Below are 19,205 nucleotides of genomic sequence, written 5' to 3'. Positions count from 1 at the left end.
GTAAGGAGTCAACGATGGCTATCAGCATGACAGAAGCGGCTGCGCAGCACATTCGCCGCTCCCTGAATGGGCGCGGTAAAGGTGAGGGGATTCGTCTGGGTGTTCGCACCACGGGCTGTTCCGGCCTTGCCTACGTGCTGGAGTTTGTCGACGAGGTGGTTGCGGAAGACCAGGTGTTCGAAAGTCACGGCGAGAAAGTGATAATCGACCCTAAAAGCCTGACCTACCTGGACGGCACCGAGCTCGATTTCGTCAAGGAAGGGTTGAACGAAGGCTTCAAGTTCAACAACCCCAACGTGCGCGGTGAGTGTGGCTGCGGCGAAAGCTTCAACATCTGAGGCTATTCGTGGGTACTCCTTGTCATTTCGCTTTATTCGAGCTGCAGCCGAGCTTTCGGCTGGACCTCGAGCAGCTTGCCACGCGCTACCGAGAGTTGGCGCGTGGGGTGCATCCGGACCGCTTTGCTGACGCTTCCGAGCGTGAGCAACGCTTGGCGCTGGAGCGATCAGCCAGCCTCAACGAAGCCTATCAGACGCTGAAAAACCCGCCTAAACGCGCGCGCTACCTGCTCGCGATGAACGGTGGCGAGTTGCCGATTGAAGTCACGGTGCACGACCCGGACTTCCTGATGCAGCAGATGCAGTGGCGCGAAGAACTCGAAGATTTGCAGGACGAGGCCGATGTGGCCGGTGTCGCAGTCTTCAAGCGCCGTCTGAAAGTGGCCCAGGATGAGCTCAACGAAAGCTTCGCAGCCTGTTGGGATGATGCAGCGCAACGTGAACAGGCCGAGCGCCTGATGCGGCGCATGCAGTTCCTCGACAAGCTCACCTACGAAGTGCGCCAGCTAGAAGAGCGCCTCGACGATTAACCCAGTGCTGCCCGTGCACGCCTGATAGACAGATAAGACCTGATTACCATGGCTCTACTGCAGATCGCCGAACCCGGCCAAAGCCCTCAACCGCACCAGCGTCGCCTGGCGGTCGGGATTGACCTGGGCACCACCAATTCCCTGGTTGCTGCCTTGCGCAGCGGCCTGTCCGAGCCGCTGCCCGACGCCGATGGCCAGGTTATCCTGCCGTCCGCCGTGCGCTATCACGCTGATCGCACCGAAGTCGGCGAGTCGGCCAAGCTGGCGGCGTCTACCGATCCTTTGAATACGGTGCTGTCGGTCAAGCGCTTGATGGGTCGTGGTCTGTCCGACGTCAAGCAATTGGGCGACCAGTTGCCGTACCGCTTCGTCGGCGGCGAATCCCATATGCCGTTCATCGACACCGTCCAGGGCCCTAAAAGCCCGGTGGAAGTGTCGGCCGATATCCTCAAGGTGCTGCGTCAGCGTGCGGAAAAGACCTTGGGCGGCGAACTGGTCGGCGCGGTGATTACTGTTCCTGCGTATTTCGACGACGCACAGCGCCAGGCCACCAAAGACGCGGCGAAGCTCGCCGGTCTGAACGTGCTGCGCCTGCTCAACGAACCGACGGCGGCCGCAGTGGCTTACGGGCTGGATCAACACGCTGAAGGCCTGGTTGCTATTTATGACCTGGGCGGCGGCACCTTCGATATTTCGATCCTGCGCCTGACCGGCGGTGTGTTCGAAGTGCTGGCCACCGGTGGCGATACCGCCTTGGGCGGTGATGACTTCGATCATGCGATTGCCGGCTGGATTATCACCAGCGCCGGTTTGTCTGCTGATTTGGACCCGGGCGAGCAGCGCAACCTGCTGCAAACCGCCTGTGCGGCCAAAGAAGCGCTGACTGATGCCAATTCTGTCGATTTTTCCTACGGTTCCTGGTCGGCTCAACTGACCCGCGAAGCCTTCGATGCGCTGATCGAGCCAATGGTTGCCCGCAGCCTGAAAGCCTGCCGCCGTGCCGTGCGCGATTCCGGCGTAGAGCTGGAAGACGTAGCCGCCGTGGTCATGGTCGGCGGTTCGACGCGCGTCCCACGGGTTCGCGAAGCCGTTGGTGAAGCCTTTGGTCGCCAGCCGCTGACCGAAATCGACCCGGATCAAGTGGTCGCCATCGGCGCCGCGATCCAGGCCGACACCTTGGCCGGCAACAAGCGCGACGGCGGCGAATTGCTGCTGCTCGACGTGATCCCGCTGTCCCTGGGGCTGGAAACCATGGGCGGCCTGATGGAGAAGGTGATTCCCCGCAACACCACCATCCCCGTTGCGCGCGCCCAGGACTTCACCACCTATAAAGATGGCCAGACGGCCATGATGATTCATGTGCTGCAAGGTGAGCGCGAGCTGATCAGCGACTGCCGCTCTCTGGCACGCTTCGAATTGCGCGGTATTCCGGCGATGGTTGCCGGTGCGGCGAAGATTCGCGTGACCTATCAGGTAGACGCCGATGGCCTGCTCAGCGTGGCTGCGCGTGAACTGGCCTCGGGCGTTGAAGCCAGCATTCAGGTCAAGCCGTCCTACGGCCTGACCGACGGCGAAATCGCCAAGATGCTCAAGGATTCGTTCCAATATGCCGGTGACGACAAAGTCGCCCGCGTATTGCGCGAGCAGCAAGTCGACGCCCAGCGCCTGCTTGAAGCCGTGCAGGGTGCCCTGGATGCTGACGGCGAGCGCCTGTTGGACGCCGAAGAGCGCATGGTCATTGATCTGCAGATGCAGGAACTGGCCGAACTGACGAAAGGCACCGATGGCTACGCCATCGAGCAACAGACCAAGCGTCTGTCGCAAGTGACCGATGCTTTTGCCGCCCGTCGCATGGACCAGTCGGTAAAAGCCGCCCTGGCCGGGCGCAATCTGAATGAAATCGAGGAATAATTAATGCCGCAGGTCATTTTTCTGCCACACGCCGAGCATTGCCCGGACGGTATGGTCGTGGAGGCTGAGACCGGCAAGTCCATCCTCGAAGTTGCCCATGACAACCACATCGAGATCGAAAGTGCCTGCGGCGGTGTCTGCGCCTGCACCACCTGCCATTGCGTGATTCGCGAGGGTTTCAACTCTCTGGAAGAAGCCGATGAGCTGGAAGAGGACTTTCTGGACCGCGCCTGGGGCCTGGAAGCGACTTCTCGCCTAAGCTGTCAGGCCAAGGTTGGGACTGAAGACATCACCGTCGAAATTCCGAAATATTCCCTCAACCATGCGGCCGAAGCGCCGCATTGATTCAAGGAAATGTCATGAGCCTGAAATGGGTTGATGTACAAGAAATCGCTATACAACTTGCTGAAGCTCATCCTGAGGTCAATCCTCTTACTGTGAACTTCGTTAAGCTGCGCGACCTCGTAATGGCGCTGCCGGAATTCGACGATATCCCGGACCGGGGTGGCGAAAAGGTTCTGGAAGCGATTCAGGGTCTGTGGATCGAAGAAGCAGACGACTGAGCCGCCTTTTTACGCAGTTAGGCAATACCCAATAACCCGCGTATAATTCGCGGGTTTAATTTTTCGTAAATTACCGTTTCTGGAGTTACACCATGGCTGTTCAACGTACTTTCTCCATCATCAAGCCTGACGCTGTTGCAAAAAACGTCATCGGCGAGATCACCACTCGTTTCGAAAAAGCCGGCCTGAAGGTTGTAGCTTCGAAACTCAAGCAACTGTCCAAAGCTGAAGCTGAAGGCTTCTACGCTGAGCACAGCGCTCGTGGCTTCTTCGGCGACCTGGTCTCCTTCATGATCTCCGGCCCTGTTGTTGTTCAGGTTCTGGAAGGCGAAAACGCTATCGCTCTGAACCGCGAGCTGATGGGCGCTACCAACCCTAAAGAAGCGGCTGCCGGCACCATTCGCGCTGACTTCGCTGAATCCATCGACGCCAACGCTGTTCACGGTTCGGACTCCGAAGCCGCTGCTGCTCGCGAAATCTCGTACTTTTTCGCTGCTACTGAAGTAACCGCTCGCTAAGCATCGGCTTAAAGAGTGAGGGTGAATCCATGACTACATCGACTGTAAAAACCAACCTGCTGGGTCTGACTCAGCCGGAAATGGAGAAATTCTTCGACTCAATCGGGGAGAAGCGTTTCCGTGCCGGTCAGGTAATGAAGTGGATTCACCACTTTGGCGTCGACGATTTCGACGCCATGACGAACGTCAGCAAGGCCCTGCGCGACAAGCTCAAGGCCATTGCTGAGGTCCGTGGCCCCGAAGTGGTCAGCGAGGACATCTCCAGCGACGGCACCCGTAAGTGGGTGGTGCGCGTGGCGTCCGGCAGCTGCGTCGAGACCGTATACATTCCCCAGGGCAAACGCGGCACTTTGTGCGTTTCGTCCCAGGCAGGCTGTGCCCTGGACTGCAGTTTCTGCTCCACCGGCAAGCAAGGCTTCAATAGCAACCTCACTGCCGCCGAAGTCATCGGCCAGGTGTGGATTGCCAACAAATCCTTTGGCAGCGTCCCGGCAACCGTCGACCGTGCCATCACCAACGTGGTGATGATGGGCATGGGTGAGCCGCTGCTGAACTTCGACAACGTGGTTGCGGCCATGCACCTGATGATGGACGACCTGGGCTACGGCATCTCCAAGCGCCGTGTGACCCTGTCGACCTCCGGCGTGGTGCCGATGATCGATGAGCTGGCCAAGCACATCGACGTCTCCCTGGCGTTGTCGCTGCACGCACCAAATGACGCATTGCGTAACCAATTGGTGCCGATCAACAAGAAGTATCCGATTAAGATGCTGCTCGAATCTTGCCAGCGTTACATGGCGACCTTGGGCGAGAAGCGTGTGTTGACCATTGAGTACACCATGCTCAAGGACATCAACGACAAGGTCGAGCACGCCGTCGAGATGATCGAGCTGCTCAAGAACACCCCGTGCAAGATCAACCTGATTCCGTTTAACCCGTTTCCACATTCTGGCTACGAGCGGCCGAGCAACAACGCCATTCGCCGTTTCCAGGATCAACTCCACCAGGCGGGCTACAACGTCACCGTACGCACCACCCGTGGTGAGGACATCGACGCCGCGTGTGGCCAATTGGTAGGGCAGGTGATGGACCGCACCCGCCGCAGCGAACGTTATATCGCCGTGCGCGAACTTAACGCCGCCGAAGATTTGCCGCAAATTGCTGTGAATCGAATCTGAGAGAGGACCTCTATGCCCTTGCGCCTTGCGCTGCTTTTACTGTTTACCGGCCTCGTGGCCGGTTGTGTTTCATCGGGCCACGACAGCCCTTTGCACACTGATAAAGGCCGTGATGAGGCGCGAGTTGCCTATGTGCAACTGGGATTGGGTTACCTGCGCCAAGGGATGAGCGAGCAGGCCAAGGTGCCGTTGAAAAAGGCCCTTGAGCTGGACGGCGACGATGCCGACGCGAATGCGGCGCTGGCCCTGGTGTTCCAGGCGCAGGCCGAGCCTGCGTTGGCCGATGAGTATTTCCACAAGGCCTTGGCCGCGCGTCCTGCCGACCCTCGGCTGCTGAACAATTACGGCAGCTTCCTGTTCGAGCAGAAACGTTATGACCAGGCTTCCCGTTATTTCCTGCAAGCCTCCGCCGATGCCCTCTACCCGGAGCGGTCGCGGGTGTTCGAGAACCTTGGGGTCACCTCGATGCGCCTCGGCCAGCGCGACAGCGCGCGCCAACAGCTGGAAAAAGCCCTGCATTTGAACAGTCGTCAGCCACGCGCGTTGCTCGAAATGGCTGAGTTGTCTTACGAAGACAGGCATTATGTGCCGGCACGTGACTATTACGAGCGTTTTAGCCTGCTCAGCGGGCAAAATGCACGTAGTCTATTGCTCGGTGTGCGCCTGGCGACGGTTCATGAAGAACGCGACACGGCCGCACGATTTGGCCAGCAACTCGAACGACTCTATCCCGGTACGCCGGAATATCAGCAATACCTGTCGGAGCAATGATGAAAGCGGCGCACCCGGAAGTTGTAGCAGCTAATCGCGTAAACCCAGGCGAGACCTTGCGTCAGGCCCGCGAAAGCAATGGCTGGTCGCTGGCAGAAGTGGCCCTCAAGCTCAATTTGACCACGACATCGCTGGGCAACCTGGAAGCCGGCGCGTTCGACAAGCTGCCTGGGCATACCTTCGCCCGCGGCTATATCCGCGCCTATGCCAAGTTGCTGGGCATTGACCAGACCGTACTGGTACAGGAATTCGACCAATTCACCGGCACCGACTCCCAGGGCAGCAATGTGCATGGCCTGGGTCGCATCGAAGAGCCGGTGCGGGTTTCCCACACGATTTTGCGAATTGTCAGCCTGTTGTTGCTGATCGCCGTGATCGGCGGTGGTTTTGTCTGGTGGCAAGACCAGGCCTCCCAGCGCAGCAAGGATCTGACCAGCAACGCCATGGAGCACGTCGAAGTCGAAAGCGCCGACGGCACCACCCAGATCCATCCGCTGGATGAGCCGGAAGACCAGGCCGTTGTCGAAGGTCAGGCCGCGCCTGAGACGCCGACCACTGCCGAGCAGCCAGCGCCCGAAGCCGCCACTGCACCCGCTGCTACCGCCGCCGTGCCGGCGCCGGCTACTCCGGCCGCCCCAGCTGCCCAGGCCCATACGCCTGCAACTGCGGCACAGGCTCCTGCGACCGCCGCGCCAGTCGCTCCGGCAGCGCCAGCGGTTTCGCCACCGACCACGCCTGCGTTGATCGCCGGTGACGGGCATATCCAGATTACTTTCATCGCTGACTGCTGGACGCAAGTCACCGATGGCAACGGCAAAGTGCTGTTCAGTGGTTTGAAGCGTAAGGGAGATACGCTTGACCAAGGCGGCAAGCCTCCTTTGACGCTGCGTCTGGGCTTTGCCCGTGGCGCGCAAGTGGTCTACAACGGCCAGCCTGTGGACGTAGCGCCGTTCACCAGTGGCGAGACCGCTCGCCTCAAGTTGGGACAATAGTCATGCACGGCGAATCTCCAATCAAACGTCGCGTATCGCGCAAGATCTGGGTCGGCTCGGTGCCGGTGGGTGGCGATGCCCCCATCGCAGTGCAAAGCATGACCAACAGCGACACCAATGATGTGGCCGCCACCGTCGCCCAGATCAACCGTCTGGAAGCGGCCGGCGTGGACATCGTGCGGGTTTCCGTGCCGGACATGGACGCTGCCGAAGCCTTTGGCCGCATCAAGCAACTGGTCAAGGTGCCGCTGGTTGCAGATATCCACTTCGACTACAAGATCGCCTTGCGCGTGGCCGAACTGGGCGTCGATTGCCTGCGCATCAACCCGGGCAACATCGGTCGCGAAGACCGTGTGCGCGCGGTGGTGGATGCGGCCCGTGATCGCGGCATTCCAATCCGCATCGGCGTTAACGCCGGTTCCCTGGAAAAAGACCTGCAAAAGAAATACGGCGAACCGACCCCGGCCGCGCTGGTTGAATCGGCGCTGCGCCACGTTGAACACCTTGAACGCCTGAATTTCCAGGACTTCAAGGTCAGCGTAAAGGCTTCCGACGTGTTCATGGCGGTAGAAGCCTACCGCCTGCTGGCCAAGGAAATCGTACAGCCGCTGCACTTGGGTATCACTGAAGCGGGCGGTTTGCGCTCAGGCACAGTGAAATCTGCGGTGGGTCTCGGTATGCTGCTCGCCGAAGGGATTGGCGATACTATCCGCATCTCTCTGGCGGCAGACCCGGTAGAGGAAGTGAAGGTCGGTTACGACATTCTCAAATCCCTGCATTTGCGTTCCCGTGGCATCAACTTCATTGCCTGCCCGAGCTGCTCGCGGCAGAACTTCGACGTGGTGAAAACCATGAACGAACTGGAAGGGCGCCTCGAAGACTTGCTGGTGCCGCTGGATGTTGCGGTGATCGGTTGCGTGGTCAACGGCCCGGGTGAAGCCAAAGAGGCGCACATCGGCTTGACCGGCGGTACACCGAACCTGATTTACATCGACGGCAAGCCGTCGCAGAAGTTGACGAATGACAATCTGGTGGATGAGCTCGAAAGACTGATCCGCGAGAAAGCGGCCGAGAAGGTCGCGGCTGACGCAGCGCTGATCGCGCGCGGCTAAGAACGAATTTAAGGATTAGATGTGAGCAAGTCTCTGCAAGCCATTCGTGGCATGAACGACATCCTGCCGGAGCAGACGCCACTGTGGCGCTACTTCGAGAGCACGGTCGCGCGCCTGTTGGATAACTACGGTTACAAACAGATCCGCATGCCGATCGTCGAGTTCACCGAGCTGTTCAAGCGCTCCATCGGTGAAGTGACCGACATCGTCGAAAAAGAGATGTACACCTTCGAAGACCGCAACGGCGACTCCCTGACCCTGCGTCCGGAAGGCACTGCCGCGTGCGTGCGCGCTGTCCTCGAGCATGGCCTCACCGGTGGTGGCCAGCCGCAGAAGCTGTGGTACATCGGCCCGATGTTCCGCCACGAGCGCCCGCAGAAAGGTCGTTATCGCCAGTTCCACCAGATCGGCCTGGAAGTGTTCAACCTCGACGGTCCGGACATCGACGCCGAGCTGATCGTGTTGACCTGGCGCCTGTGGGGCCTGCTGGGCATCCGCGACGCGGTCAAACTTGAGCTCAACAGCCTGGGCACCAGCGAATCCCGGGGCCGCTACCGAGAAGCCTTGGTCGAATACCTGTCGGCCCACCTGGACAAGCTGGATGAAGACAGCCAGCGCCGTCTGAAGACCAACCCGTTGCGCGTGCTTGATACCAAGAACGCCGACACCCAGGCCGTACTGGTCGACGCGCCGAAAATGGCCGACTACCTGGACGACGAATCGCGCATCCACTTCGAAGGCCTCAAGGCTCGACTGGATGCGGCCGGCATTCCGTACGTGATCAACCCGAAGCTGGTCCGTGGTCTCGATTACTACAGCAAGACCGTGTTCGAGTGGGTCACCGACAAGCTCGGCGCCCAGGGCACCGTGTGTGCCGGTGGCCGTTACGACGGCCTGGTCGAGCAAATGGGCGGCAAGCCGACCACGGGCGTGGGTTTTGCCATGGGCATCGAGCGGCTGATTCTGCTGCTGGAGACCCTTGAGCAAGTTCCGGAAGAAATCTCCCGTCAGGTGGACGTGTATCTTTGCGCCTTTGGCGAGGCCGCCGAACTGGCTGCCTTGGCCTTGAGTGAAAAAGTCCGCGACCAACTGCCGAACCTGCGCCTGCAGATCAATGCCGGCGCCGGCAGCTTCAAGAGCCAGTTCAAGAAGGCCGACAAGAGCGGTGCGCTGTATGCGCTGATCCTCGGCGATGACGAACTGGCCCAGCAAGTGATAGGTTTCAAACCCCTGCGTGGCCAGGGCGAGCAACAGAACATTGCCTTTGATGCGCTCGCCGCGCACTTGGCCACCTGCGTCGTGCAGGGTTGAAGCTGTCGAACAGCCGAATTTAGCGATTAAGGAGTATTGGGGTGTCGAGTACTGATGATGAGCAGCTGGCCGAGTTCAAGGACTGGTGGCAGCGTAACGGCAAGCCCCTGGTTACCGGCGGTCTGCTGGCTTTAGTGGTGGTGTTCGGCTGGCAAGCCTGGCACAAGTATCAGGCCAACCAGTCCCAAGGCGCCTCGATCCTCTATCAGCAATTGCTGGAAACCACGCTGACGCCGGACGGCAAGCCTGATCCTGCCCAAGTGGCGGACCTGGCCGGCAAGCTGAAAAGCGAATTCGGCGGTAGCACCTACGCCCAATACGGCAGCCTGTTCGTCGCGAAAGTCGCGGTCGACACCGGCAAGCTGGATGACGCCGCGACCGAACTGAAGGCCATCGCCGACAAACCGACCAACCCGACCCTGGGTGAAATCGCACGTCAGCGCCTGGCGCAGGTGTTGGCGGCACAGAACAAGGCTGACGAAGCACTCAAACTGCTCGACGGCGATGCTGACAAGGCATTTGTGGCCACTCGTGAAGAGCTCAAGGGCGACCTGCTGGTCCAATTGGGTCGTACCGACGAAGCCCATGCTGCGTACCAAAAAGCCAAGGCGGCGCTGTCTGATGAAGCGGCGGTCGGTGGCTTACAAATCAAGCTGGACGACTTGGCCAAAGGGGATGCGTGACGTGATCCGTTGGAAACATGCAGCATTGCTGGCTCTGGCCGTTCTGGCCGCGGGTTGCAGCAGCAACAGTAAAAAAGAACTGCCTCCTGCCGAGCTGACCAGCTTCAAGGAAGAAGTGGTCCTGCAAAAGCAGTGGAGCCGCTCCGTGGGTGATGGCCAGGGCGACCTGTACAACCTGTTGCAGCCGGCGATCGACGGCGACAACATCGTGGCCACTGACTCCACCGGCGTGATCATTGCCATGGATCGCATGAATGGCGACGTGAAGTGGAAGAAAGACCTCGAGCTGCCGGTTTCCGGTGGCGTGGGTGTCGGCTACGGCATGGTGCTGGTCGGTACGCTCAAAGGCGACGTAGTTGCTCTGGACTCGGCAACGGGTGAAGAGAAATGGCGCTCTCGCGTGACCAGTGAAGTGCTCTCGGCGCCTGCCACCAACGGCGACATCGTTGTGGTGCAGACCCAGGATGACCGTGTGATCGGTCTGGACGCCGCTACCGGCAACCAGCGCTGGTTGTACGACAGCACCCCGGCGGTGCTGACCTTGCGCGGCACCAGTGGTCCGATTGTGACCAATAACCTGGCCGTTGCAGGCCTGTCGACCGGTAAAGTGGTCGCCCTGGATACCCAGAACGGCGTGCCGGCCTGGGAAACCCGTGTGGCCATCCCTCAAGGTCGTTCCGAACTGGATCGCGTTGTGGACATCGACGGCGGCTTGCTGCTGTCGGGCGAAACTATCTACGTCGCTACCTACCAGGGCCGCGTTGCGGCGCTGGACCTGCAAAGCGGCCGCATCAACTGGCAGCGTGATGCTTCCAGCTATGCCGGTGTCGCCCAAGGGTTTGGCAGCGTCTACGTAAGCCTGGCGTCCGGCACCGTTGAAAGTGTCGACGAGCGTTCCACCACTGCACTGTGGAGCAACGACTCCCTGGCCCGCCGTCAGCTGTCGGCACCGGAAGTGTTCTCCAGCTATGTAGCGGTAGGTGACTTCGAAGGTTACCTGCATCTGCTGAGCCAGGTGGACGGTCGTTTTGTCGGCCGCGAACGTATCGACAGTGACGGCCTGCGTGCCCGTCCGCTGGTTGTGGGTAACATGCTTTACGTGTATGGCAACAGCGGCAAGCTGGAAGCCCTGACCATCAAGTAAAGAACTATGCTTGGGGTAAAACCCAGGCGGCCCCGCTCCGGCGGGGCATGCGGCATTTGAATATGCTGCCCCGAGCACCAGCCGCTGCCTTGCAGCGGCTTTTGTATTTTCTGAAATAACGAAGTGGAGAGCCGCATGGTTCCCGTAATCGCCCTGGTGGGCCGACCTAACGTCGGCAAGTCCACCTTGTTCAACCGCCTGACTAGGACTCGCGACGCTATCGTCGGCGACTTGTCCGGTCTGACCCGTGATCGCCAATACGGTGAGGCAAAGTGGCAAGGGCGCTCCTACATTATTGTCGACACCGGTGGTATCTCCGGTGACGAGCATGGCATGGACGAAAAGATGGCCGAGCAGTCGCTGCTCGCTATCGAAGAAGCCGATGTCGTGTTGTTCCTGGTGGATGCCCGCGCGGGCTACACCGCTGCCGACCAGATGATTGGCGAGCACCTGCGCAAGCGCAACAAGCGTTCCTACCTGGTCGCCAACAAGATCGATAACATCGATCCTGAGGCAGCCCGTGCCGAATTCAGCCCGATGGGCCTGGGCGATGCGATCCCGGTTGCCGGTGCTCACGGTCGCGGCATCACCCAGATGCTGGAAATCGCCCTGCGCGACTTCCCCAAGGATGACGTCGAGGAAGAAGAGGGCGAAGAGGAGATCGTTGCCGAAGGTGAGGAAGCCAAGCGCATTCCTGGCCCGAGCGAAAAAGACGGTATCAAGATCGCCATCATCGGTCGCCCGAACGTGGGCAAGTCGACCCTGGTCAACCGTATGCTCGGTGAAGACCGGGTCATCGTGTATGACCAACCCGGCACCACCCGCGACAGCATCTACATCCCGTTCGAGCGTAACGACGAGAAGTACACGCTGATCGACACCGCCGGTGTGCGCAAGCGCGGCAAGATCCACGAGGAAGTTGAAAAGTTCTCGGTGGTCAAAACCCTGCAAGCGATCAAAGACGCCAACGTGGTGATCTTCGTGATGGACGCCCGCGAAGGCGTGGTGGACCACGACCTCAACTTGCTGGGCTTTGCCCTGGAAGCCGGTCGCGCCCTGGTGATCGCGATCAACAAGTGGGACGGCATGACGCCGAGCGAGCGCGATTTCGTCAAGATCGAGCTGCAGCGTCGTCTGTTCTTCGTTGAGTTCGCCGATATCCACTTTATCTCGGCACTGCACGGCACTGGCGTGGGCAACCTCTACGCGTCCGTACAGAACTCGTTCAAGTCTGCGGTCACCCGCTGGCCGACCAACCGTCTGACCCAGATCCTCGAAGACGCTGTTGGCGAGCACGCGCCGCCGATGGTCAACAACCGCCGGATCAAACTGCGTTACGCCCACTTGGGTGGTGCCAACCCGCCGATTATCGTGATCCACGGTAATCAGATCGAGAAGGTGCCGAAGTCCTACGTGCGTTACCTGGAAAACACCTACCGCCGTGTCTTGAAACTGGTTGGTACGCCGATCCGTATCGAGTTCAAAGGTGGCGAGAACCCGTACGAAGGCAACAAGAACACCTTGACTGACCGTCAGGTGAATAAGAAGCGTCGTTTGATGACTCACCACAAGAAGGCCGACAAGAAGCGCCGCGACAAGAAATAAACGCCGCTTCAGGTTGTAAGCTGCACGCTGTAAGAGAGGGCTCCTTTGGAGCCCTTTTTTGTGCGCGACGGTTTGTGCCTTGACCCCGCGCGGCCGGCAGCTTAAAACTTGGGGCTCACCTGCAGGGGCCTCCGATGATCACCAGCAAGCTGCCGAATGTCGGCACGACCATTTTCACCACCATGTCGCAACTCGCTGCCGAGACCGGCGCACTCAACCTGTCCCAGGGCTTTCCCGATTTCAATGGCCCGCAGGCGTTGCTGGATGCGGTAGGCAAACATATCGCCCTCGGCCATAACCAATACGCGCCGATGACCGGCCTGCCCGTGCTGCGCCAACAAGTGGCGGCCAAGATCGCCCGCAGTTATGGCGCCACGGTGAATGCCGACAGCGAGGTGACCATTACCCCTGGCGCCACCGAGGCGATTTTCTGCGCGATTCAGGCCGTGATTCGCAACGGTGATGAAGTCATCGTCTTCGACCCCAGCTACGACAGCTATGAGCCCTCGGTCGACCTTGCTGGTGGCCGCTGCGTGCACGTGCAACTGAGTCTGCAAGGCTTTGCGCTGGACTTCGAAAGGCTCAAGGCCGCGCTCTCACCGCGCACGCGCATGATCATCCTCAACACGCCGCATAACCCCACCGGCGCACTGATCAGTCGGGCCGAACTGGACCAATTGGCCGAACTGATCCGCGACCGTGATATCTACCTGGTCAGCGACGAGGTCTATGAACACCTGGTGTTCGACGGCGTGCCCCATGTCAGCGTGTTGGCCCACGAAGAGCTGTATCAGCGTGCGTTCGTGGTCAGCTCCTTCGGCAAGACCTACCACGTCACCGGCTGGAAAACCGGCTACGTGGTCGCACCACCGGCGCTCACCGCTGAACTGCGCAAGGTGCATCAATATGTCAACTTCTGCGGTGTGACCCCTTTGCAGTACGCTTTGGCGGACTTCATGGCTGAACACCCGGAGCACGTCGAAGAACTGCCGGCCTTTTACCAGGCCAAACGCGACCTGTTCTGCGACCTGCTGGCGCCGTCGCGTTTCAGCTTTACGCGGGTGACCGGTACTTACTTCCAACTGGTGGATTACTCACAGATTCGCCCGGACCTGGATGACGTCGCTATGTCACTGTGGATGACCCGCGAACACGGCGTGGCAACGATACCGGTCTCGGTGTTCTACCAGCACCCACCTCAAGGCCAGCGCCTGGTGCGCCTGTGCTTTGCCAAACGCGAGGAGACGCTGCAACAAGCGGCGGAGAAACTATGCGTGATTTGAGTGCGCTGCCCGACCTGAACATTGCCCTGGTTCAGACCAGCCTGGCGTGGCATGACCGTCAAGCCAACCTGGAGCATTTCGAACTGCTGCTGGAGCAGGCCAAGGGCGCCGATCTGATTGTATTGCCGGAGATGTTCACCACCGGCTTCTCGATGGAATCGGCCCTGCTCGCCGAGCGGGAACATGGCCCCACCCATGAGTGGCTGCAGGCCCAGGCGGCGAAATACAACGCCGTGATCACCGGCAGTGTGATCATCCAGGCCGCCGACGGCAGCCATCGCAACCGCCTGCTGTGGGCGCGGCCGGACGGCGAAGTGTTGCATTACGACAAACGCCACCTGTTCCGGATGGCGGGTGAGCACGACCACTACACACCGGGTGAGCGCCAGGTGCAGTTCGAATTGAAGGGTTGGCGTATTCGGCCGTTGATTTGCTACGACCTGCGCTTTCCGGTGTGGAGTCGAGATGCTCAGGACACGGATTTGCTGCTGTACACCGCCAACTGGCCGGGTGCGCGGCGTCAGCACTGGAACCGCCTATTGCCGGCGCGGGCCATCGAGAACCTGTGTTACGTGGCGGCGGTGAATCGAGTGGGTACGGATGGCAAGGGCTTTGCCTACACGGGAGACAGCCAGGTGCTGGATTTCCAGGGTGAGACTTTGCTCAGTGCCGGGGAGGCGGACGGGGTGTTTCAGGTGTGCCTGGAGGCGGCGGAGCTGGCGGCGTATCGCAGCAAGTTCCCGGCGAACCTGGATGCCGACAGGTTTGAGTTTGTCTGACAGACCGCTATCGCAGGCAAGCCAGCTCCCACATTTGACTGTGTTCACAAATCAAAATGTGGGAGCGGGCTTGCCCGCGATGAGGCCCTTCCAGGCCCCGCATTTTTAAAGCCCAACAAAAAGGCCCCTGGATTCTCACCCAGGGGCCTTTTGCATTTCAGCGGTAAGTGTTTACGCCGCCTTCGCTTCCTGCTGGCTCAACGAGCGGTTCAGCGCACTGAACAACGCCTTGAAGCTGGCCGTGGTGATGTTTTCATCAATGCCCACGCCATGCACCGGACGCTCGCCATTCACGCGCAGCTCGATGTAGGCCGCTGCCTTGGCGTTGGTGCCGGCACCGATGGCATGCTCGTTGTAGTCCATGATCTCCACGCCAATTGGCAGGCCGGCTACCAGCGCTTCCAGGGCGCCGTTGCCTTTGCCTTTCCAGTGCAGGTTGGTTTCGCCCTGGCCTTTGCCCGAGACTTCCACCTCGACAAAGCTGTTGCCGTTCTCTTCCTGCAGGCGGTGGCTGACCAGCGCGTACGGCGTGTTGGCTTGCAGGTATTCACGCTGCAGCAAGGCGTAGATCTGCGGCGCAGTCATTTCCAGGCCCACGCGGTCGGTTTCGGCCTGTACCACTTGGCTGAACTCGATCTGCATGCGGCGCGGCAGGCTGATGTCGTATTCCTGCTCCAGCAGGTAGGCGATGCCGCCTTTGCCCGACTGGCTGTTCACCCGAATCACCGCCTCGTAGCTGCGGCCAATGTCGGCCGGGTCGATCGGCAAGTACGGCACTTCCCACAGCGCATCGTCTTTCTGCTGGGAGAAGCCCTTGCGGATCGCGTCCTGGTGGGAACCGGAGAACGCGGTGTGCACCAGGTCGCCGACGTACGGGTGACGTGGGTGCACTTGAATCTGGTTGCACTCCTCGACGACCTTGCGCACGCCGTCGATGTCGGAGAAGTCCAGCTGTGGGTCGAGGCCCTGGGTGTACATGTTCAGTGCCACGGTGACCAGGTCGACGTTACCGGTGCGCTCACCGTTGCCGAACAGGCAGCCTTCGACACGGTCGGCGCCGGCCATCAGGCCCAGCTCGGTGGCGGCCACGCCGGTGCCACGGTCGTTGTGGGTGTGCAGGCTGATGATCACGCTGTCACGACGGTTGATATGGCGGCCGAACCATTCGATCTGGTCGGCATAAATGTTCGGCGTGGCGCATTCCACGGTGGCTGGCAGGTTGAGGATCATCTTGTGCTCAGGCGTCGGGTTCCACACCTCGATCACCGCGTCACAGACTTCCTTGGCGAACTCCAGCTCGGTGGCGCTGAAGGTTTCTGGGGAGTATTCGAAGGTCCACTGGGTTTCCGGCTGCTGGGCGGCGTATTTGACGAACAGCTTGGCGGCGTTGACCGCGATGGCCTTGATGCCGTCCTTGTCCTGGTTGAACACGATGCGGCGGAACGACGGCGAGGTCGCGTTGTACAAGTGCACGATGGCCTTTTTGGCGCCGCGCAGGGATTCAAAGGTGCGTGCGATCAAGTCTTCACGGCCCTGGGTCAGCACCTGGATGGTGGTGTCCTCGGGGATGTGGTTGTCTTCGATCAGGGTGCGCACGAAGTCGAAGTCGGTTTGCGAAGCCGCCGGGAACGAGGCTTCGATTTCCTTCACGCCGACCGCAACCAGAGTCTTCCAGAAGCGCAGCTTTTTCACCGCGTCCATCGGCTCGATCAGCGACTGGTTGCCATCACGCAGGTCGGAGCTGCACCAGATCGGCGCCTCGGTGATGGTTTTCGACGGCCAGGTGCGGTCCGGGATATCGATAGTCGGGAACGCGCGGTACTTCGAAGACGGGTCTTTGAGCATGCTCATCGGGAAATCCTTTGTTGTAGGGGCCGAGAAAAGGCGGCCTGCCGTAGAACTGTTTTTAGGGATAAAGCAGGAAGACGAGGCAGATCGATTCAGCCTGGCAGTCGTGCGCTGACAAGGCACAGGCTGCGGTGCTGGCGGAGCTGAATGAGGGTGTGAGAGGTTTTCATAAGCTCAACCCTAACCGCCGGGGTGAAAGATGGCAAGCAGTCGAGAAAAATTGATAGAGGTTCTGCTATCTGATGACGGGGCGAGATTTTATAGCGGTTTTTGAGTTTGGAGTTTGTTTTAATTGCGCAGCCTTAATTGGGCGCGCAATTGTGTTGGCAGGCCTGGCCCCATCGCGGGCAAGCCCAGCTCCCACGGGAATCGCATTCACCTGTGGGAGCCGGGCTTGCCCGCGATGAGGCCGGTATGTTCAATGTTTAAATCAAGGCTGGAACGCGCCGATAAAGATCGCCGGGTCGACCCGCGCGTCGTTGAGGCTGATGTTCCAATGCATATGCGGCCCGGTCGCCCGGCCGGTCGAACCGACCTTGCCGACCACCGCACCGCGTGCCAGTTGGTCACCGACCTTCACGTCGATCTTCGACATATGGCAGAACATGCTGATAAAGCCCTGGCCATGGTCGACGAACACGGTGTTGCCGTTGAAGAAGTAGTTGCCGGTCAGGATCACTTTGCCTGCCGCCGGAGTCTTGATCGGCGTGCCGGCACCGACGGCGAAGTCCAGGCCCGAATGCGGGTTGCGTTCCTCGCCGTTAAAGAAGCGGCGCACGCCAAACTTGCTCGACAGCGGCCCGTTGATCGGCTTGTCCAATAGCAGGTTGCTCGGCGTGTTCGGGCTGAAACTGCGGTAAGCCTTGAGCTGCACCGCCAGTTCGCCCTCGATGCGCTTGAGCTGTGCCGGGTCCGGGTTGACCTGGCTTTTGTTCTTCAGCGTGATGTGTTGTTCGGGGTACTTCTTGAACCCCACCACAAACGGCAGGCTTTGCCCGCCACTGGTGATGCGCTGGGTGCCGGGCTTAACCGTCAGCGGAATGCCGACAATCGCCAGCCAGTTGTTCTGTTCCTTGACGACCAGCACCGGCCTGTTCTGGTAGGTGGCTTTTGGCGCCGCGGCTGAAACGCCGAGGTCGACCACTGCAACGCCACCCGGCACCGGCTTGTTCAACAGCCGGGTGATGTAGCTGTCGGCATGGGCGTTGAAGGTGAGGCACAACAGCATCAGCAGGCTAAATAGACGAGGCATCAATCAATCCAATAACGAAAGGGTGACGGGCGTCAGGTGGTTATCTTCCACCCGCACCTGCAATTGGCCTTCACCGAGGCGTGCGGTCAGGCGCTGGCCGGTGTGAGTTTGCGCGGCATTGCGAATCGCCTGGCCGCGCTCATCCAGCAAGATGCTGTAACCACGGCCCAGGGTCGCCAGCGGGCTGACCACTTGCAGCGTCTGCACCTGGCTTTGCAGTTGCAGGCGGCGCGCCTTGAGGCCTTCGCGCATGGCGCGCGGCAGGCGTTCGGCGAGGCTGTCCAGGCGCTGGCGCAGCAGGGCCAACTGACGGCCGGGGTGCTGACCGGCGAGACGGGTTTCCAGGCGGATCAGGCGTTCGCGGCGGGTATTGAGGCTGCGCTCGAACGCGCGGCGCATGCGCATGTCCAGGTCATCCAGGCGCTGGGCCTGCTGGCGCAGACGCTCGCCGGGGTGGCGCAGACGGCGGGCCATGCCTTCCAGGCGCAGACGGTCATGACTCAGGCGATTGCGCATCAGCATCACCAGGCGGCGATGCAGGTTTTCGACTTGGCGCACCAGGTGGCTGGCATCGGGGGCGAGCAACTCGGCGGCGGCCGATGGCGTAGGCGCACGCACGTCGGCGACAAAGTCGCAGATCGATACATCAGTTTCATGCCCGACGGCGCTGACAATCGGCGTAACGCAGGCATCTACTGCACGCGCCACCGCTTCTTCGTTGAAGCACCACAGGTCTTCCAGCGAGCCGCCGCCACGGGCCAGGATCAGCGCGTCAAAACCACGCGCGTCGGCCAACTTTAGCGCACGCACGATCTGCGACACGGCTTCGCGGCCTTGTACGGCTGTGGGGATCAATGTCAGCTCAACGTTCGGCGCTCTGCGGCCGAACACGCTGATGATGTCGCGGATCACCGCGCCCGTCGGCGAACTGATAATGCCAATGCGTCGAGGATGGGCCGGTAGCGGCACCTTGCGCTCGGCGCTGAACAGGCCTTCGGCGCTGAGCTTTTCCTTCAAGGCATCGAAGGCCAGGCGCAGCGCGCCATCACCGGCAGGCTCCACGGTGTCGAGGATCAACTGGTAATCGCCACGGCCCTCGAACAGCGAGACCTTGCCGCGCACCTTCACCGCCAGGCCATCCTTCAACGCCTGGCGCACCCGCGCGGCATTGTTGCGGAACAGCGCGCAACGCACCTGGGCACCGCTGTCCTTGAGGGTGAAATACACATGGCCGGAGGCCGGGCGGGCGAGGTTGGAGATCTCGCCTTCGACCCAGATATTGGTGAACACGTCTTCCAGCAACACCCGCGCGCGGCCGTTGAGCTGGCTGACAGTCAGGACTTCGCGGTCCAGGCCCAGGCGGGCAAACGGGTCTTTAATCATGAGG

General features: G+C 60.5%; 19 protein-coding genes. 16 read left to right on the top strand and 3 right to left on the bottom strand.

Features of this window, described 5'->3' with window-relative positions:
* The first annotated feature begins 14 nt into the window (after positions 1–14).
* The 16 genes from iscA (at position 15) to PspR76_RS25200 (ending at position 14,718) form a co-directional block, all read left to right on the top strand.
* A complete protein-coding gene (gene iscA, locus PspR76_RS25275) occupies positions 15–338 on the top strand; it encodes an iron-sulfur cluster assembly protein IscA (RefSeq protein ID WP_003175963.1) in 324 nt (107 codons plus the stop codon).
* 8 nt (positions 339–346) lie between these two features.
* Positions 347–868: a co-chaperone HscB gene (gene hscB, locus PspR76_RS25270; RefSeq protein ID WP_159959675.1), complete on the top strand. Its 522-nt coding sequence runs from the start codon at positions 347–349 to the stop codon at positions 866–868.
* Positions 869–916: 48 nt separating this feature from the next.
* The gene (hscA, locus tag PspR76_RS25265; RefSeq protein WP_159959673.1) at positions 917–2,779 is read left to right on the top strand and encodes a Fe-S protein assembly chaperone HscA; all 1,863 of its coding nucleotides are present in this window, start codon (positions 917–919) and stop codon (positions 2,777–2,779) included.
* Between the two features lie 3 nt (positions 2,780–2,782).
* The gene (gene fdx / locus PspR76_RS25260) at positions 2,783–3,124 is read left to right on the top strand and encodes an ISC system 2Fe-2S type ferredoxin (RefSeq protein ID WP_015885743.1); all 342 of its coding nucleotides are present in this window, start codon (positions 2,783–2,785) and stop codon (positions 3,122–3,124) included.
* A 14-nt stretch (positions 3,125–3,138) separates the two neighbouring features.
* Positions 3,139–3,342 carry a Fe-S cluster assembly protein IscX gene (gene iscX, locus PspR76_RS25255; RefSeq protein WP_017135947.1) on the top strand — a complete coding sequence of 68 codons (204 nt, stop codon included), beginning with the start codon at positions 3,139–3,141 and terminating at the stop codon, positions 3,340–3,342.
* 92 nt (positions 3,343–3,434) lie between these two features.
* Positions 3,435–3,860 (top strand): nucleoside-diphosphate kinase, encoded by a 426-nt coding sequence (gene ndk, locus PspR76_RS25250; RefSeq protein WP_083356869.1) that lies wholly within the window; start codon positions 3,435–3,437, stop codon positions 3,858–3,860.
* A gap of 29 nt (positions 3,861–3,889) precedes the next feature.
* Positions 3,890–5,038 (top strand): 23S rRNA (adenine(2503)-C(2))-methyltransferase RlmN, encoded by a 1,149-nt coding sequence (rlmN, locus tag PspR76_RS25245; protein ID WP_159959671.1) that lies wholly within the window; start codon positions 3,890–3,892, stop codon positions 5,036–5,038.
* 12 nt (positions 5,039–5,050) lie between these two features.
* Positions 5,051–5,809 carry a type IV pilus biogenesis/stability protein PilW gene (pilW, locus tag PspR76_RS25240; protein ID WP_159959669.1) on the top strand — a complete coding sequence of 253 codons (759 nt, stop codon included), beginning with the start codon at positions 5,051–5,053 and terminating at the stop codon, positions 5,807–5,809.
* The gene (locus PspR76_RS25235) at positions 5,809–6,801 is read left to right on the top strand and encodes a RodZ domain-containing protein (RefSeq protein WP_159959667.1); all 993 of its coding nucleotides are present in this window, start codon (positions 5,809–5,811) and stop codon (positions 6,799–6,801) included. Before pilW ends, PspR76_RS25235 begins: the two co-directional genes overlap by 1 nt.
* A 2-nt stretch (positions 6,802–6,803) precedes the next feature.
* On the top strand, positions 6,804–7,913 hold the full coding sequence (gene ispG, locus PspR76_RS25230) for a flavodoxin-dependent (E)-4-hydroxy-3-methylbut-2-enyl-diphosphate synthase (RefSeq protein WP_025859271.1): 1,110 nt from the start codon (positions 6,804–6,806) through the stop codon (positions 7,911–7,913).
* A gap of 21 nt (positions 7,914–7,934) precedes the next feature.
* Positions 7,935–9,224: a histidine--tRNA ligase gene (gene hisS / locus PspR76_RS25225; RefSeq protein ID WP_159959665.1), complete on the top strand. Its 1,290-nt coding sequence runs from the start codon at positions 7,935–7,937 to the stop codon at positions 9,222–9,224.
* A 41-nt stretch (positions 9,225–9,265) separates the two neighbouring features.
* A complete protein-coding gene (locus PspR76_RS25220; protein WP_159959663.1) occupies positions 9,266–9,907 on the top strand; it encodes a YfgM family protein in 642 nt (213 codons plus the stop codon).
* Positions 9,900–11,051: an outer membrane protein assembly factor BamB gene (gene bamB / locus PspR76_RS25215; protein WP_159959661.1), complete on the top strand. Its 1,152-nt coding sequence runs from the start codon at positions 9,900–9,902 to the stop codon at positions 11,049–11,051. The genes PspR76_RS25220 and bamB overlap by 8 nt, the downstream gene beginning before the upstream one ends.
* Before the next feature lie 135 nt (positions 11,052–11,186).
* A complete protein-coding gene (gene der, locus PspR76_RS25210; RefSeq protein WP_005791167.1) occupies positions 11,187–12,656 on the top strand; it encodes a ribosome biogenesis GTPase Der in 1,470 nt (489 codons plus the stop codon).
* A 134-nt stretch (positions 12,657–12,790) separates the two neighbouring features.
* The gene (locus PspR76_RS25205) at positions 12,791–13,939 is read left to right on the top strand and encodes a pyridoxal phosphate-dependent aminotransferase (protein ID WP_159959659.1); all 1,149 of its coding nucleotides are present in this window, start codon (positions 12,791–12,793) and stop codon (positions 13,937–13,939) included.
* A complete protein-coding gene (locus tag PspR76_RS25200) occupies positions 13,927–14,718 on the top strand; it encodes an amidohydrolase (protein ID WP_159959657.1) in 792 nt (263 codons plus the stop codon). Before PspR76_RS25205 ends, PspR76_RS25200 begins: the two co-directional genes overlap by 13 nt.
* Positions 14,719–14,889: 171 nt before the next feature.
* Here the strand turns inward: PspR76_RS25200 and leuA are convergent, their stop codons facing one another.
* The 3 genes from leuA to xseA all read right to left on the bottom strand — a co-directional run bounded on the left by leuA (position 14,890) and on the right by xseA (position 19,201).
* The gene (gene leuA / locus PspR76_RS25195; protein ID WP_016977678.1) at positions 14,890–16,569 is read right to left on the bottom strand and encodes a 2-isopropylmalate synthase; all 1,680 of its coding nucleotides are present in this window, start codon (positions 16,567–16,569) and stop codon (positions 14,890–14,892) included.
* 427 nt (positions 16,570–16,996) lie between these two features.
* Positions 16,997–17,818, bottom strand: a complete 822-nt coding sequence (locus PspR76_RS25190) for a peptidoglycan DD-metalloendopeptidase family protein (protein ID WP_159959655.1) — start codon at positions 17,816–17,818, stop codon at positions 16,997–16,999.
* A 3-nt stretch (positions 17,819–17,821) separates the two neighbouring features.
* Positions 17,822–19,201: an exodeoxyribonuclease VII large subunit gene (xseA, locus tag PspR76_RS25185; RefSeq protein WP_069551702.1), complete on the bottom strand. Its 1,380-nt coding sequence runs from the start codon at positions 19,199–19,201 to the stop codon at positions 17,822–17,824.
* Positions 19,202–19,205 lie beyond the last annotated feature (4 nt).

It is taken from the genome of Pseudomonas sp. R76 (assembly GCF_009834565.1).
Lineage (GTDB): Bacteria > Pseudomonadota > Gammaproteobacteria > Pseudomonadales > Pseudomonadaceae > Aquipseudomonas.
Note: the sequence above shows the minus strand (reverse complement) of the source record. Positions and strands in the feature narration are given on the sequence as shown.